Here is a 14,716-nt window from a genome sequence, read left to right on the forward strand (position 1 = left end):
GATTAAGTATTTATTTCAATTGGTATTAGGGAAGCATTTTGAGTATTTTTAATATCAACAACCGCTCTGAAAGTTGGCGAATATCTCGTCAATTCATATTGGGCGGATATGGATTGTCCAACAAGCTTGCGAATAAAGTTGTTTCAAATGTCGGCCAAGAGCTTTCAGGAGAAGTTGAACTTGAATTGTTTTGGACAGGCTTTCGGGATTATTGCCACAGTCAATCAATTACCTTGGAAAACAAATCGCTATTAAATGAGGTTGGGATTGCGTTTGAAAAGAACTTTTCTACGCTTTTTGAGCAAGTGGAAAGTTTCAATAAACGCAATACAGTAAAGCTAAGAATTGATAGCTCAAAGCATAACTACAGACTCAATAATCAGAGCCTTTGCAAGTTGGTTAAGAATCTCTATCATACAGAGATTGATATTGTTATTTCCACAGGCAACAGCCTATTGGTTGGTGAAGTTAAGTCAGAGGTTAGCTTCAATGCAAATTCTGAATACGTTTTGGTTCACCAATTAATTCGTCAATATGTAATGGCAACAATTCTTGTACACCTGTTAAATATCAATGGTCAAAACATTACTCAAATCACGCCCTTCGTGATAGCAGAAAAAAATGTATCAAGAAGTGCTCAAGTAAGGTTTATGATTGATTCAGGATGGTTGCACCAGTCCAATATTTTTGATTGGTCTGTGCTTGAGGAAAAAGTCAGCTAACAAGGCTTTAAAATGGACAAAAAAACTGTTGGCTCTTATCGCTTCGCTTAGGTGTTGGTGGCATAGTTGCGAGGTTGGGCTAAACACCTAACGAGTGGCTCAATCGAACTTGTAACGCTTGTCTCGTTTTTTGCAAAAGACGCAAAAACACACGCCAATCATTACAAGTCTGTTAACTAAAACATTAGGCAATACAGCATGGATGATCAAAATATTAGATTAGAACTTTATAAAGTATATGCTTCCTCCATATATTCTTTTGAGGATAGGGCGCAGGTTACTAGCAGACTGCTCGTCACACTAAATTTGGCGCTAACATCTGCTATTGCATTTGGGTTTTCGAGTAAGTCAATTAATTTGCCAATTTTCGCTACACTTGGTCTAATTTTTTGTGCGGTACTTTTTTGTATCGTTTGGTGGCTAATACTCCGTTCTATTACAAGACATACGAGCGCAAAACACGAGGTGCTGCAAGAAATTGAGAAAAGCTTTCCAGTAAAACCTTATACCGATGAATGGCACAGTAAATTGGGGTCTGGCAAAGGTTATATAAAAACCACCACGCTCAATGAAATCTTTCCTTGGGTGTTTATACTAGCCTATGTTGTCTTAGGTATAATTAAATACACAAATGCCTAACAAAGTTGTCATGTTCGCCAACAAATGACTGCACAGAGAAAATCACAGATGATTCGTAATTTTTTAGAAACGAAAAAACAAATACAGCACTCTGCTCATGAAGGAATAGGCTCTGTTGAATTATATGAGATATGGGGCAAGTCAGACTTCGTTAGTCACTGTGACTTTATCGACCGACAGGTTATCCCTCCCAATTCCACAGTTGGCTACCATAAACATGGTAACAACGAAGAAATGTATATCATTCTTGAGGGCTCAGGGACAATGACCATTGATAACCAAGAAGTTAAGGTTAAAAAAGGCGATATGATCAAAAATAAGCCTTTTGGGGAGCACGGTTTGGTTAATGACTCAGATTCAGACATTGACCTTTTAATTATTCAGTTTGGTCTAGGTTAATCTTCATATAGCAAGCTATTAAAGTAAGGCCCAGAAGACCTTACCTCAGAAATACAAAAAAGGCGCTATTAGCGCCTTTTCAATATTTGTTTAAAACGGTGTGTTTAAAGCCATGTGCTTAATGCTTAACGCCTAAAACATTTTAGCCTCGGCTTACGCGCCGAGCTTTTCGTCTAGCTCTTCAATTTTCGCTTGCCAGATAGCTGGGCCCGTCACGTGAGCAGATTCACCTGTGCTGTCTACTGCGACAGTTACCGGCATATCTTCAACGTCAAACTCGTAAATCGCTTCCATACCTAAGTCTTCAAACGCAACCACTTTCGCGTGTTTGATCGCTTTTGACACTAAGTATGCAGCGCCGCCTACCGCCATTAAGTACACTGATTTGTTGTGCTTAATAGATTCACACGTTGCTGGGCCACGCTCAGCTTTACCAATCGAGCCAATTAAGCCCGTTTGCGATAGCATTAAGTCAGTGAACTTATCCATACGTGTTGCCGTTGTTGGGCCTGCAGGGCCTACCGCTTCGTCGCCAATGGCGTCAACTGGGCCTACGTAGTAAATAAACTTGTCAGTGAAATCTACGGGCAATTCTTCGCCGTTTGCCATCATTTCTTGAATGCGCTTATGAGCAGCGTCACGACCCGTTAAGATCTTACCGCTAAGCAATAAGGTTTCCCCTGTTTTCCACTCGCTGACATCGGCTTTTTTCAGGTCGTTTACGTTAACGCGGCGCACGTTGTCGCCTACTTCCCATGTAATCTCTGGCCAGTCTTCTAATTTAGGCGGTGTTAATTCCGCAGGACCTGACCCATTCAAATGGAAGTGTACGTGACGAGTTGCCGCACAGTTAGGGATCATGACCACAGGCTTAGACGCAGCGTGGGTAGGTGCTGAGTTGATTTTCACATCAACTACAGTGGTTAAACCGCCAAGACCTTGCGCACCAATGCCTAGCTTGTTAACACGCTCGTAAATTTCTAAACGCAATTCTTCTTCCGCGTTTTGTGGGCCACGATCGAGCAATTCTTGAATGTCTACCGGGTCCATTAAGCTTTCTTTGGCGAGTACGCCCGCTTTTTCAGCCGTACCGCCAACACCAATACCAATCATACCTGGTGGACACCAGCCAGCGCCCATTTTCGGTAAGGTTTCAACCACCCAATCAGCGATTGAGTCAGACGGGTTTAACATCGCCATTTTGGTTTTGTTTTCACTACCGCCACCTTTCGCGGCGATCATCACTTCCACTTCGTTGCCTTCCACTAGGTCGATATGAACAACTGATGGCGTGTTATCTTTGGTATTTTTGCGCGTGCCCGCAGGGTCTGCCACGATAGATGCTCGCAGTGGGTTATCTGGGTTCATGTAAGCACGGCGCGTACCTTCATCGACCATTTGTTGCACTGTCATGTCCGTGTTGTCCCACTGCACAGCCATCCCCACTTTTACGAAACAGGTTACGATACCTGTGTCTTGACAAATTGGGCGCTTGCCCGTCGCCGACATACGCGAGTTGATCAGAATTTGTGCAACAGCGTCTTTCGCCGCTTGGCTTTCTTCTCTGTGGTAAGCCTTTTCAAGTGCCTGAACAAAATCCAATGGATGGTAGTAAGAAATGTATTGCAATGCGTCTGCAATCGATTCGATAAAGTCTTGTTGTTTAATGATAGCCATGTACTTATATGCCCTCTTTTTGCTCTTGCTGAGCTGATGTTTTTACTTTCAACCGCGCTAAGGTTTGCCCAACCTCAGCCAAGATTAACGCACGAGTGCGTTCGGTTTCCCCCCTCTCAATGGTTGAAAGTTAAATTTTTGCCGATATGATACCCTGCTTATATCAGTGCTGCTAGTCAATTATTGTGATTGCGACTATTGATGTTTTCGATAAAAAAGCGCTGAAATTTTCACTAAAAATACATGCCCAACAGGTGTCTTTTGCCAGCTTTGAATAACACGCTTGAGCTCATCGCTCGCCCTATTACCAACCTACAGCCACAAGCACTTGAGCAGCTATTTGCTCATTTTGCGAAAACGCCGTGGAGCTTTTGGCTAGACTCCTGTGATAGCGACCACCAAGACAGTCGTTTTGACATTACCGTAACTAACCCTATCGTTACGCTGGAAACGCAAGCAAAAACAAATTCCATCAGCGATAACACTAAGTCAACAACTGCCGTGACCACGAAGGTTGTGGCGCACCACCCTGATTACCAAGCGCTTGCAGGAAATTTTGACGGCGATCCATTAGCGCAGCTAAAAGCAGTCGAGCGCAGCGTTTTCGAACAATTCACCTTGCCAGCATCGCATTTGCCTTTTAAAGCGGGTGGCATCGGTTACTTTAGCTATGATTTAGGCCGCTGCTTTGAACGTCTGCCCAGTATTGCCAGCGACGATATTAACTTACCGTTAATGGCGGTGGGTATTTACACGCAAGCATTGGTTTTCGACCGAAGCGACAACCAGCTTTACTTGATTGCTCCTAGCGATAATTGGCAAACACAAGCCGATAAGGTAATGACGCTACTCGCCACTCAAAGTGCCAGTACCGAAAATTTTTCGCTCACTAACGCATGGCAAGCAAATATGACGCAAACTCAGTATCAAGAGAAGTTTGCGCAGGTGCAGGAATATTTGCACTCAGGTGATTGTTACCAAATTAACCTCGCCCAACGATTTCAAGCAGATTATCAAGGTGATGAGTACAGTGCGTACTTAGCACTTCGCGCGGCGAATCAAGCGCCATTTTCAGCATTTTTGCGCCTGCCAAGCCACACCATTGTCAGTATCTCCCCTGAGCGTTTTTTACAATTAACTGGCGATAAAGTGCAAACCAAGCCGATTAAAGGCACACTTGCGCGCGGTGAAACTGAGCAAGTCGATAAGGCGAATGCCAAGCAGCTTAGCCAATCGATCAAAGACCGCGCCGAAAACTTAATGATTGTTGATTTACTGAGAAATGATCTTAGCCGCGTTTGCCAAGCAGGAAGTGTCAAAGTACCTAAATTATTTGATATTGAGAGCTTTCCTGCGGTGCATCATTTAGTCAGTACCGTGGAGGGCCAGCTGGCAAGTGAGCACGATGGCACCGATTTACTGCGCGCGGCATTTCCTGGCGGCTCAATAACTGGCGCACCAAAGATTCGCGCCATGGAAATTATCGAAGAGTTAGAGCCGCACCGCCGCAACCTTTACTGCGGTTCAATAGGTTATTTATCGGCGTGTGGTAACATGGATACTAGCATTACCATTCGTACGCTGGTTTGCCAACACAACAAAATATACTGCTGGGCCGGTGGCGGCTTGGTTGCTGATTCAAAAGTTGATAGCGAATACCAAGAAACTTTTGATAAGGTAAGAAAAATACTACCTGTGCTGAGTAAATAGCGCGTTATATGAGGGGTGAGTTATGGACAAACAGGATTTTGTGCAACGGTTTCAATATCAATCATTAGAGCCTTCAACTCACCGCTTTAAATTTCCGCGTGCCGTAAAAGAGTCGGCAGTACTTATCCCGCTGTGCCAAACCACCCCTGACTCTAATGAGCTTTCCATCGTACTCACTAAGCGCGCAAGCCACTTAAAACACCACCCTGGGCAAGTGAGCTTTCCCGGTGGCAAGGTCGAAGAAAGCGATCAATCCAAAGTTGATACGGCGCTGCGCGAAGCGGAAGAAGAAATCGGTTTAGCGCGCCAGCAAATAAATGTGATTGGTCAACTGCGTGACTACCATACCATCACGGGTTTTAATATTACGCCCATTATTGGCTTAGTAGAGGGAGCCATGGCGCTTAACATCGACCATAACGAAGTTGCGGAAGTGTTTACTGTGCCGCTAAAGCACTTTATCGATGGTAAAAACCACACCAAACTTGCCACCTACCATCGAGGCTTCAAGCATTTTGTGCATTTTATGCCTTATCAAAAACACCAAATATGGGGGGCAACGGCTGCAATCATCGCAGATCTTGTCGCCCACTTATCGCCTGAGCCTGCTGGGGTATAAGCGCATTAGGCACGCGCTAGTCAACTTATGCCAGTCAAGTAAAGCTGACAGTATCATCTATAATTTAGCGTATAACTGAACCCGTTAGTTTTTTATTGAATAGCTTTTCTGTAAAATTACCGAATTATATTTTCAATAAAAATAAATAAGCGATTTTTTATTCAGGTATTTGCATGATAAGTGTATTTGATATGTTTTCAGTGGGCATTGGCCCTTCCAGCTCTCATACGGTTGGTCCGATGCGAGCGGCGAAGTTATTTGCCGAGCATTTAGCCGAGCAAGCCTTGGTCAACAAAACCGATCGTATCCGCTGTGAATTATTTGGTTCACTTGGGCAAACCGGTATTGGTCATGGCACAGGCAAAGCGGTTATTCTTGGCTTAACTGGCCAGGCACCAGAAACCATTCCGGTCGAGTCAATTGAACAAATCTTGGCAGAGACGGTTGCCAGTGAGCACATCAATCTATTGGGTGAGCACGCGATAGCTTTTCCAAAAGCCAATGCCATTATTTATCACCGTCGTAAAACCTTGCCAGCACATGCCAATGCCATGACCTTGTATGCCTATCAAGGCGACGAAGTCATTTTCGAGGAAACCTACTACAGTATTGGCGGCGGTTTTATCGTACAAGATTGTGATTTTGAAAAAGAAAAAGACAAAGCGCTATCACTACATACCAATATCAAACGCCCACACATTTTTTCAACCGCTGATGAGCTGATTAAAGAGGCCAATGAAAAGGGCCTTAGTATCAGTACCATTATGATGAACAATGAAAAATGTTTGTCCGATGAAGCGACAATTCGCGAAGGTCTGGTCGATATTTGGCACGCAATGAAGGAAAGTGTTGAGCGCGGTATGCGCACTGAAGGTATTTTACCGGGTGGCTTAAAGGTTAATCGCCGCGCCCCTGCCCTGCACCGCTCGCTGTCTGTTGAAAGCAACAATGATCCACTCAGTGCAATGGACTGGGTCAATTTATTTGCCCTTGCCGTAAACGAAGAAAACGCTGCAGGTAGTCGTGTTGTGACGGCTCCAACAAATGGTGCAGCGGGCATTATTCCAGCGGTACTTTGCTATTACGATAAGTTTATCAAACCGGTGAGCGACGACGATTGCATCCGCTATTTACTTACCGCGGCTGCCATTGGCATCTTATACAAAACCAATGCCACTATCTCGGGTGCCGAAGGGGGCTGTCAGGCAGAAGTTGGCGTTGCCTGCTCTATGGCTGCTGGGGCACTCACCGAAATTATGGGTGGCTCACCCACGCAAGTTGAAAACGCTGCTGAAATCGGCATGGAGCACAACCTTGGCTTAACTTGTGACCCGGTTGGCGGTTTAGTGCAAGTGCCGTGCATCGAGCGAAATGCCATGGGCGCTGTCAAAGCCATCAACGCTTCACGCCTTGCCATGCGTGGTACAGGTACTCACAAGGTATCGCTTGATAAAGTGATCAAAACCATGTGGGATACTGGCAACGATATGAAAACTAAGTACAAGGAAACGTCACGTGGTGGCTTAGCGGTAAATATTATCGAGTGTTAACGGTTTTATTATTCGAACACCATAAAAAAACGAGCTAGGTTAGCTCGTTTTTTATTGGAAAATCCTAAAGTGGGATATCGGCTTACTTAGTCGGTAATTCAATATCCGACATCATTTCATCTATTTCCACATTATTCTTTAACAGCATCGCTTTAGTGACTAAGTCTCGATTTAAGTGCGGTGCAAAGCGCTCAATAAAATCAAACATATAGCCTCGTAAGAAAGTACCGCGTCTAAAGCCAATTTTCGTGGTACTCGCCTTGAATAAGTGGCTTGCATCCAGCGTCACTAAATCGCTATCGGCTTCAGGGTCCATCGCCATCGTTGCAATCACGCCAATACCAACGCCTAAACGTACGTAGGTTTTAATCACATCAGCATCCGTTGCGGTAAACACAACTTTAGGCTCACAACCTGCCGCGCTAAATGCTTTGTCCAGCTCAGAGCGACCCGTAAAGCCAAACACATACGTGACCAGCGAGTATTTCGCGATATCGGCAATGGTTAAATTCGTGACTTTCGCAAGTGGGTGGTCTTTGCGAACAATAATACTGCGGTTCCAGTGATAACAAGGCAACATAATAAGATCGTTATACAAATGCAGTGATTCTGTCGCGATGGCAAAATCAGCTTCACCTTTGGCGGATGCTTCACTAATTTGCTGTGGCGTACCTTGGTACATGTGCAAAGACACTTTCGGGTATTTCTTAATAAAGCCCCGGATCACATCAGGCAGTGCATAGCGCGCTTGCGTGTGTGTGGTCGCAATACGCAACTTACCTTCGTCTGGCTGAGTATGCTCGCGCGCTACGGCCTTTATGGCTTCAACTTTGTTGAGGATCTCTGTGGCAATATTGATGACTTCATGACCTGCCGAAGTGACATGAGTTAAATGCTTGCCGCTACGACCAAAGATTTGAATGCCCAACTCATCTTCCAGCATACGCACTTGCTTGCTAATACCGGGTTGTGAAGTGTAAAGGCTTTCGGCCGTTGCCGAAACGTTGAGGTTATTGTTCAATACCTCAACAATATATCTTAGTTGTTGGAGCTTCATTTTATTCCATTACCACATTGATTTAATGTATTTTTATTCCAAAAATATATACTTAAATACTGCAATATTCCATATTATTTTTAAAATTTTCAAACTTATAACAAAAAGTCTAGCAAGGTTTTACCAACTTGCTGATGATTTTTTTAGCAAGCGTAAAGAACGTGTTGCGAACTTGTCTTTATTTTGGAATGTTTTTCCTAGTTTCAGATATTTAGCGCTATGCTAAACAATACAATTTTTGTAGACTGCTAAAAGCTGTATCAAATTATTGAGTTGAGAAAAACATGATAGCCATCATCATCGGATTGATTGTCGCCCTTATAATTATTGTCGTTGTGGTAAGCGCAATCCAACAACACAAAGAAAAAATGGAAGCGGAAAAGCGCGCTCAGATCACCAAACAAAAAGCGATCATTGACGAAACTGAAGAGCTAGTCATGGCCATGGCACTTCTACCCGAAAACCCCAGAATTATCGAAGTATTAAGTCGACGTAGTTTAGGCGCAGCTAAGGCGATTGAGCAGATCATGCCAGAAATGAAAGGGGTTAAAGGCCGTATTCAAGAATTTGAAAACCGACTTAAAGCATCAGCAGATATGGCCGCCAACACTGGCAATAAAGAGCAGCAGTTTACCTTGCCCGATAACGAACAACAGCTGGTACAAATTTTACAATGCATTAAAAAACTGCGCGCGACATTAAAATCTGAGCAGAACAAAGGTGTACTAGACGCGCAAGTGTTTATGCAAGAAGATTTACGACTTGATTCAATGCAAATAAAAATCAATATTGAAAGCCTACTTAAACGCGGTAATGCGGCGTACTCCAAGGAAATGCTTGGTTCGGCTCGTCAATATTACGAAAAAGCGCTCGCCAGTATTGATAACACAGCAAACCAAAACGAATACACGCAAAATAAAAAAGCAGAAATCAAACAAAAACTAGAAGAGATAACAAACGAGCTGAAAAACACTAACGCCCGTGACGCTGAGAAAAAAGCGAAGAGTGAAGAGGATGATTTAGACCTGTTATTTCAACCCAAGAAGAAGTGGTAGCACGCCAGCTTACCTTGCTCGATTTCCCAAACAACCAGCACCTAGCTGGTTGTTTGCTTTATATCCTTTGCTAAATCCATCACTTTTAAGCCATGCAAAGTTTGCATATACTAATTGTTTTTATCTTCCAGCAACCAATAAACCTGTAACTGCCCGTGGCTAAACATTCCTCTTCAACCCGCTCCTCGTCAACCCGTTCCTCCTCAACCATAGTGCTGCCATCATTTTTGCGTAAAACGATGAAAGCCTATGCGTTAAAAGCAGCTATTCGAGACATTGGTTGCGAACTTAATCGCATTGGCCGCTCACGCAACTGGCGATTAACAGCGAATAAAATTCAGCTACAGGAAATTATTAATTTTATCGAGGCCAATGAAGAGCAAAGCTGGCTGTGGCTGGCAAAACACTTAAAAAACCAGCAAGAAACCCTCACACACGACGACCTGATGTTTATCGCCAAACAAAACAGTGGCATAACAGTTAACCAACTTATCGCCAAAACTGACTGCACGGCTGCACAAGCAAGGCGTGTTATTGATGAGTTAGAATTTCTCTAGTTCCCTACTTGCTAACCATCAGCACTAACTATCAGCATTGACTACCAGCCCGAAACACCAGCTCCCACCACTAAGCTAACCAAGTGCGTTAGCTGCGCACATTTTCTGCGACTTTCACTTGATAGCCCATTTCACACCCCTGCTTTACGAGCCAGTATTTCTGTTCATTGAGCACTTTTTAATTTACATACTCAACTTTTATTAATATAGTGATATCAAATTGATATCACATAGAGGTATTTATGAAAGAAAAAATTGGATTTTCACTGAATGGATATTTAGCGGCACTGGTTTTACTTGTGCTGCAATTGCTATCGGTTATCAGCCTAGTTAGCGCTGCCGATCAGCCCAACGCCCCTATCGCCAGCCTGGTCTTTATCATTTTGGTAGGTGTTTGTTGGCCCGGGCTTTTTATTGTTCAACCGAATCAAGCTAAGGTAATGACCTTCTTTGGTAGCTATGTTGGCACCGTTAAGCACAGTGGTTTGCGCTGGACCATTCCACTGTTTGTACGCCGCAATATCTCATTGCGAATTCGCAACTTTGAAAGTGGCCAGCTAAAAGTCAATGACAATCACGGTAACCCAATTGAAATTGCCGCAGTGGTTGTTTGGGCTGTTGAAGATACGGCGGAAGCAGTATTTGAAGTGGATGATTACGAAAGTTACGTGAGTATTCAAAGCGAGGCTGCCCTGCGCAATATGGCAACCACTTACCCATACGATTTACACGAAGGTGATGCGGTAGCACTGCGCAGTCATCCACAAGAAGTGTCAGAATCACTTAAAACTGAAATTCAGCAGCGTTTAGATAAAGCAGGAGTTCACGTATTAGAAGCGCGTATTAGCCATTTGGCTTATGCCCCTGAGATTGCTAGCGCTATGCTACAACGCCAGCAAGCATCTGCCATTGTCGCGGCACGCGGTAAAATTGTAGAAGGTGCAGTAGGCATGGTTGAAGCGGCACTTGCCAAGCTGTCAGAAAAAGAGATTGTCGATTTAGATGAGGAGCGCAAAGCAGCCATGGTTAGCAACCTACTTGTAGTATTGTGTGGTGAGCATAACACGCAACCAGTTATCAACGCTGGTAGCCTTTACTAACCACTCTGCTCATTGAAATTTAGGAGCGAGTATGGCGGCAAAGAAAAGCTTTCCACTGCGTATTAACCCTGATGTGCTCGCCGCGACCCAGCGGTGGGCAGATGATGAATTGCGCAGTGTGAATGCACAAATAGAATATGTGCTTAGAGATGCGCTGATTAAATCTGGACGTATTAAGCTCGTTCAGCAAGTAGTGACTGAAATTGAAGCCTTGGGTACCCCAAAAAGCGAGGAGCTCAAGGCCGATAAGCGTGACGACAACAAATAGCGCGCCAGCTAGGATAAGAAATCGCATAAAAAAAGAGTGAGCCTTTGCAGGTACTCACTCTTTCTTATTCATAGCTATTGTTAAATCAATTGCAAATCACATCTCAATTGCAAATGAAAAGCCTACTGCTGGAAGCGGTAAACACTGCCTAATTGAAGAATTTGGGTCAATTCATCCAGTGCTGTGCGTGACTCGGTAACCAAGGATGGATCACGTAAATCGTCAAACGTTAACTGATCGCGATAGTGCTTATCTACCCAAGCATTTAATTCTGTAAACTTAGCATCAGTTAATAAACATTGCTGGTTAACGGCATGCACTTCTTGCTCGGTCATGGCTACACGTAAACGCAAGCACGCTGGGCCACCACCGTTTTTCATGCTCTCGTTAACATCAAAATAGTGTACTTGTTTGATTGGGGTATTAAGCGTGACGAGTTCATCCAAGTAAGCCTTAACACTCGGATTGTCATGACAATGCATTGGCGCAATAATCGCCATTTCACCCGACGGTAAAGTAATAATCTGGGTATTGAATAAGTAAGTGCTAACACAATCGGCAACCGCTACTTGCTCAGACTTCACTTCTACTGCATGTAGCTCACCACTAAACTTAGTGCGTAATTCGTTGAAGAACAGTTCGGTATCAAGGAATGCTTCTTGGTGATAGAAGAGCACGTTTTGGTTACCAACAGCGATCACATCGTTGTGGAACACACCTTGGTCAATAACATTCGGGTTTTGCTGAACATAAACCGTTTGCGCGTCAGACAAGCCATGTAAGCGCGCCACCGCCTTGCTTGCTTCGATGGTTTGGCGAGCTGGGTATTTGCTAGGCATAGGTTTGTTGCGATTGAAGGCGTAACGACCAAAAGTAAAAATCTCAACACCTTCCTCGTGATAGTCACCACACAAACGCGTGTGGTTCGCAGCCCCTTCATCACCAAAGTGATCATTGTCAGGTAAATGCTGATGATGTACGAAGTGGTTTTCGTCGTTAAACGTCGCTTTTAAAATATTGCTGGTGGTATCTGGCTCTAGTGAGCGGTGAAACTTGTTGGTTAAGTTTGCCGGAGTAAAATGCACCTTGCCATCATGCGTATCTGCCGCCGGTGATACGGTTGCGGCATTGGCTGTCCACATACTTGACGCTGAGCAACAGGCTGATAAAAGTGCTGGAGCTTGCTTGTAAGCCGCTTCCAGTACTTGTGCATCCGTCCCCGTGAAGCCTAAACGGCGCAGCGCATACATATCAGGGCGTTCTTGCGGTGCTAAAATACCCTGAGTCATGCCCATATCGTGTAAGGCTTTCATTTTCTTTAAGCCTTGCTTAGCCGCCTGTTTGGGACTAGAAGTATCGTTAGCGTTGCTTAGCGATGCGACGTTGCCTTCTGATAACCCCGCATAATTATGGGTTGGGCCAACCAAACCATCAAAGTTCACTTCTTGGCTGCTTACTCGCGTTGTATTCATTATTACTCCTAGTTTTGACGGCTTTAAAAGCGGTTAGGTTATGTGCATTTTGTACGTTAATCTTGAATTAACGCGGGTTTCTTGACGCCATGACTCATACATTTGAAACTCAATATTTTTAACTCATGAGCAATCGAATGTTTATTCAAGCTTGTTGGCGTGAAAAAAGTACCAAAAGTTCAGCTTCTCTTGGCTAAATCGTCTTCAAGATATAGCACAGCGCATCAATTTTGCGTTGAGTCATGGTAAATCGACTTGAGCACTCCGTAACGCCCAAAACGACTAAACTGCATTTTTTAAGCGGATAATGCACTTACCCACCCAATTTTTTGACAGATATTATGCCCGTTTTTAATCATTAGCCAAAGGAAATTTAGTATCTATGTAAGCCTACACCCCTTATGAATAAAGGCTTGAGGGGAAGTTAATGCATAATTATTCAAGTGAGTATGATAAAAATTCTCAACGATTAGCTAGCGTAATTGAATCGCGCCTTTGAATAAGACGAACAATGCGCCATTTGCCCGTAAAAAGCCGCACGAGGCGGCTTTGGTTTTCTTATTTCTGATCGTTTGTTGGGAGATTTTAACGAATTGACTGGCTATTTTAAGCTTTGACATCACCCTTGGTTTCGCCTTCTCCTTGAGCGATACCTTGCTCACCCGCAAACTTATCGACCCATAAAGCAATCGCGCCATCACCCGTTACATTACAAGCCGTGCCGAAGCTGTCTTGTGCTAAATACAATGCAATCATTAAAGCCAAAGCAGCATCGGTAAAGCCAAGCATAGTGCCAAGTAAACCAAGTGCCGACATTACCGCGCCACCTGGCGCACCCGGCGCGGCAATCATAGTGACACCTAGCATTAAAATAAATGGCACCATGCCGCCGAGATCTGGTAAGGCGATTTCAGGGGTTAATAGCATGACCGCAGTAGCACAAGTGACAATAGTAATGGTTGAGCCACTCAAATGGATTGAGGCACACAGTGGCACGGTAAAGTTAGCAATACCATCACGTACTTTGTTTTCCTTAGTCGCGCGCAGTGATACCGGAATCGTTGCTGCGCTCGACATAGTACCTAGTGCCGTAAAGTATGCAGGTAGCATGTTTTTTAATAGGCTTAGTGGTGATTTCCCCATGGCTGCTGCACTGCCAATATATAGCACTGAAATCCATAACCAGTGCATGGCAATAGCGAGTACCAAGACTACGCCGAAGGTTTTTAAGGTAGAAAATACCGTGCCATCCACCGTCATTTCCGCAAAAACACCGGCGATGTATAACGGTAAGGCTGGAATAATTACCTTACTTAATAACACTTCCACAATATCACGCGCTTCGTTAATGCCCTTGCGCAGGCTAGTCGCATTGATTGCGCTAATACCGATACCTAAAATAAACGCCAAAGCTAATGCCGTCATTACTTCAAATAACGGTGGGATACTAATGTCGATAAACCCTTTGAGCTTTTCGCCTTCCGCAGCCGCTTCCAAGGCATTACCTGACACTAAGCTTGGTAAAATTGAGCTAGCGATTAAAAATGCGAGCGTGCCCGCCACTATGGTTGAGCCATAGGCTAAACCAACGGTTTTCCCCAGCAGCGAGCCTGAGCCTTGCGGCAAAGATGCGATACCGCTGGCAATATAAAACAAAATAATGAGTGGAATGGTAAATTTAATGAGCTGGCCGATTAGTGTTTGTGCCGTAAACAGCAATTGGACAATAAAGTCTGGCGCGTAAAGGCCAATCAGCATACCGCCGACGATACCGGCGATGAGTTTAATTACTAGATTCATGAATGATCTTCTCTCTGGAACAATATTATTGTTTTTGTCGATTTTATAAAAATCTTATCATACGCATTCTAACGCGTTTTTTTGGTGTGAT

14 protein-coding genes are annotated in these 14,716 nt (G+C 44.1%); 10 read left to right on the top strand and 4 right to left on the bottom strand.

Features of this window, described 5'->3' with window-relative positions; translation table 11 throughout:
* Positions 1–38: 38 nt before the first annotated feature.
* From DXX93_RS13735 to DXX93_RS13745, 3 genes are all read left to right on the top strand, one after another.
* The gene (locus DXX93_RS13735; protein WP_116008592.1) at positions 39–722 is read left to right on the top strand and encodes a hypothetical protein; all 684 of its coding nucleotides are present in this window, start codon (positions 39–41) and stop codon (positions 720–722) included.
* A gap of 198 nt (positions 723–920) precedes the next feature.
* A complete protein-coding gene (locus DXX93_RS13740) occupies positions 921–1,361 on the top strand; it encodes a RipA family octameric membrane protein (protein WP_116008593.1) in 441 nt (146 codons plus the stop codon).
* Between the two features lie 48 nt (positions 1,362–1,409).
* Positions 1,410–1,760: a cupin domain-containing protein gene (locus tag DXX93_RS13745; RefSeq protein WP_116009970.1), complete on the top strand. Its 351-nt coding sequence runs from the start codon at positions 1,410–1,412 to the stop codon at positions 1,758–1,760.
* Positions 1,761–1,913: 153 nt separating this feature from the next.
* On the opposite strand, the gene DXX93_RS13750 is transcribed toward DXX93_RS13745, so the two are convergent.
* Complete coding sequence (locus DXX93_RS13750) at positions 1,914–3,437, bottom strand: fumarate hydratase (protein WP_116008594.1); 1,524 nt, start codon at positions 3,435–3,437, stop codon at positions 1,914–1,916.
* Positions 3,438–3,680: 243 nt separating this feature from the next.
* Here DXX93_RS13750 and pabB point away from each other — a divergent pair, with 243 nt between their 5' ends.
* The 3 genes from pabB to DXX93_RS13765 all read left to right on the top strand — a co-directional run bounded on the left by pabB (position 3,681) and on the right by DXX93_RS13765 (position 7,316).
* Positions 3,681–5,147, top strand: a complete 1,467-nt coding sequence (pabB, locus tag DXX93_RS13755) for an aminodeoxychorismate synthase component I (RefSeq protein ID WP_116008595.1) — start codon at positions 3,681–3,683, stop codon at positions 5,145–5,147.
* 22 nt (positions 5,148–5,169) lie between these two features.
* On the top strand, positions 5,170–5,766 hold the full coding sequence (locus tag DXX93_RS13760; protein ID WP_116008596.1) for a CoA pyrophosphatase: 597 nt from the start codon (positions 5,170–5,172) through the stop codon (positions 5,764–5,766).
* Between the two features lie 173 nt (positions 5,767–5,939).
* Positions 5,940–7,316, top strand: a complete 1,377-nt coding sequence (locus tag DXX93_RS13765) for an L-serine ammonia-lyase (RefSeq protein WP_116008597.1) — start codon at positions 5,940–5,942, stop codon at positions 7,314–7,316.
* A gap of 82 nt (positions 7,317–7,398) precedes the next feature.
* Here the strand turns inward: DXX93_RS13765 and cysB are convergent, their stop codons facing one another.
* Positions 7,399–8,373 (bottom strand): HTH-type transcriptional regulator CysB, encoded by a 975-nt coding sequence (gene cysB / locus DXX93_RS13770; RefSeq protein WP_116008598.1) that lies wholly within the window; start codon positions 8,371–8,373, stop codon positions 7,399–7,401.
* Positions 8,374–8,657: 284 nt separating this feature from the next.
* Here cysB and DXX93_RS13775 point away from each other — a divergent pair, with 284 nt between their 5' ends.
* The 4 genes from DXX93_RS13775 (at position 8,658) to DXX93_RS13790 (ending at position 11,353) form a co-directional block, all read left to right on the top strand.
* The gene (locus tag DXX93_RS13775) at positions 8,658–9,428 is read left to right on the top strand and encodes a hypothetical protein (RefSeq protein ID WP_116008599.1); all 771 of its coding nucleotides are present in this window, start codon (positions 8,658–8,660) and stop codon (positions 9,426–9,428) included.
* Positions 9,429–9,583: 155 nt separating this feature from the next.
* The gene (locus tag DXX93_RS13780; RefSeq protein WP_258872669.1) at positions 9,584–9,985 is read left to right on the top strand and encodes a ribosome recycling factor family protein; all 402 of its coding nucleotides are present in this window, start codon (positions 9,584–9,586) and stop codon (positions 9,983–9,985) included.
* Between the two features lie 242 nt (positions 9,986–10,227).
* A complete protein-coding gene (locus tag DXX93_RS13785) occupies positions 10,228–11,085 on the top strand; it encodes an SPFH domain-containing protein (protein ID WP_116008601.1) in 858 nt (285 codons plus the stop codon).
* Between the two features lie 31 nt (positions 11,086–11,116).
* The gene (locus DXX93_RS13790) at positions 11,117–11,353 is read left to right on the top strand and encodes a hypothetical protein (RefSeq protein WP_116008602.1); all 237 of its coding nucleotides are present in this window, start codon (positions 11,117–11,119) and stop codon (positions 11,351–11,353) included.
* A gap of 122 nt (positions 11,354–11,475) precedes the next feature.
* Here DXX93_RS13790 and astB read toward each other — a convergent pair whose 3' ends face one another.
* Both astB and DXX93_RS13800 read right to left on the bottom strand, forming a co-directional pair.
* Positions 11,476–12,825 carry an N-succinylarginine dihydrolase gene (gene astB / locus DXX93_RS13795; protein ID WP_116008603.1) on the bottom strand — a complete coding sequence of 450 codons (1,350 nt, stop codon included), beginning with the start codon at positions 12,823–12,825 and terminating at the stop codon, positions 11,476–11,478.
* 606 nt (positions 12,826–13,431) lie between these two features.
* Positions 13,432–14,625 (bottom strand): dicarboxylate/amino acid:cation symporter, encoded by a 1,194-nt coding sequence (locus DXX93_RS13800; RefSeq protein WP_116008604.1) that lies wholly within the window; start codon positions 14,623–14,625, stop codon positions 13,432–13,434.
* Between the last annotated feature and the right edge of the window lie 91 nt (positions 14,626–14,716).

It is taken from the genome of Thalassotalea euphylliae, from assembly GCF_003390335.1.
Taxonomy (GTDB): Bacteria; Pseudomonadota; Gammaproteobacteria; order Enterobacterales; family Alteromonadaceae; genus Thalassotalea_F; species Thalassotalea_F euphylliae_B.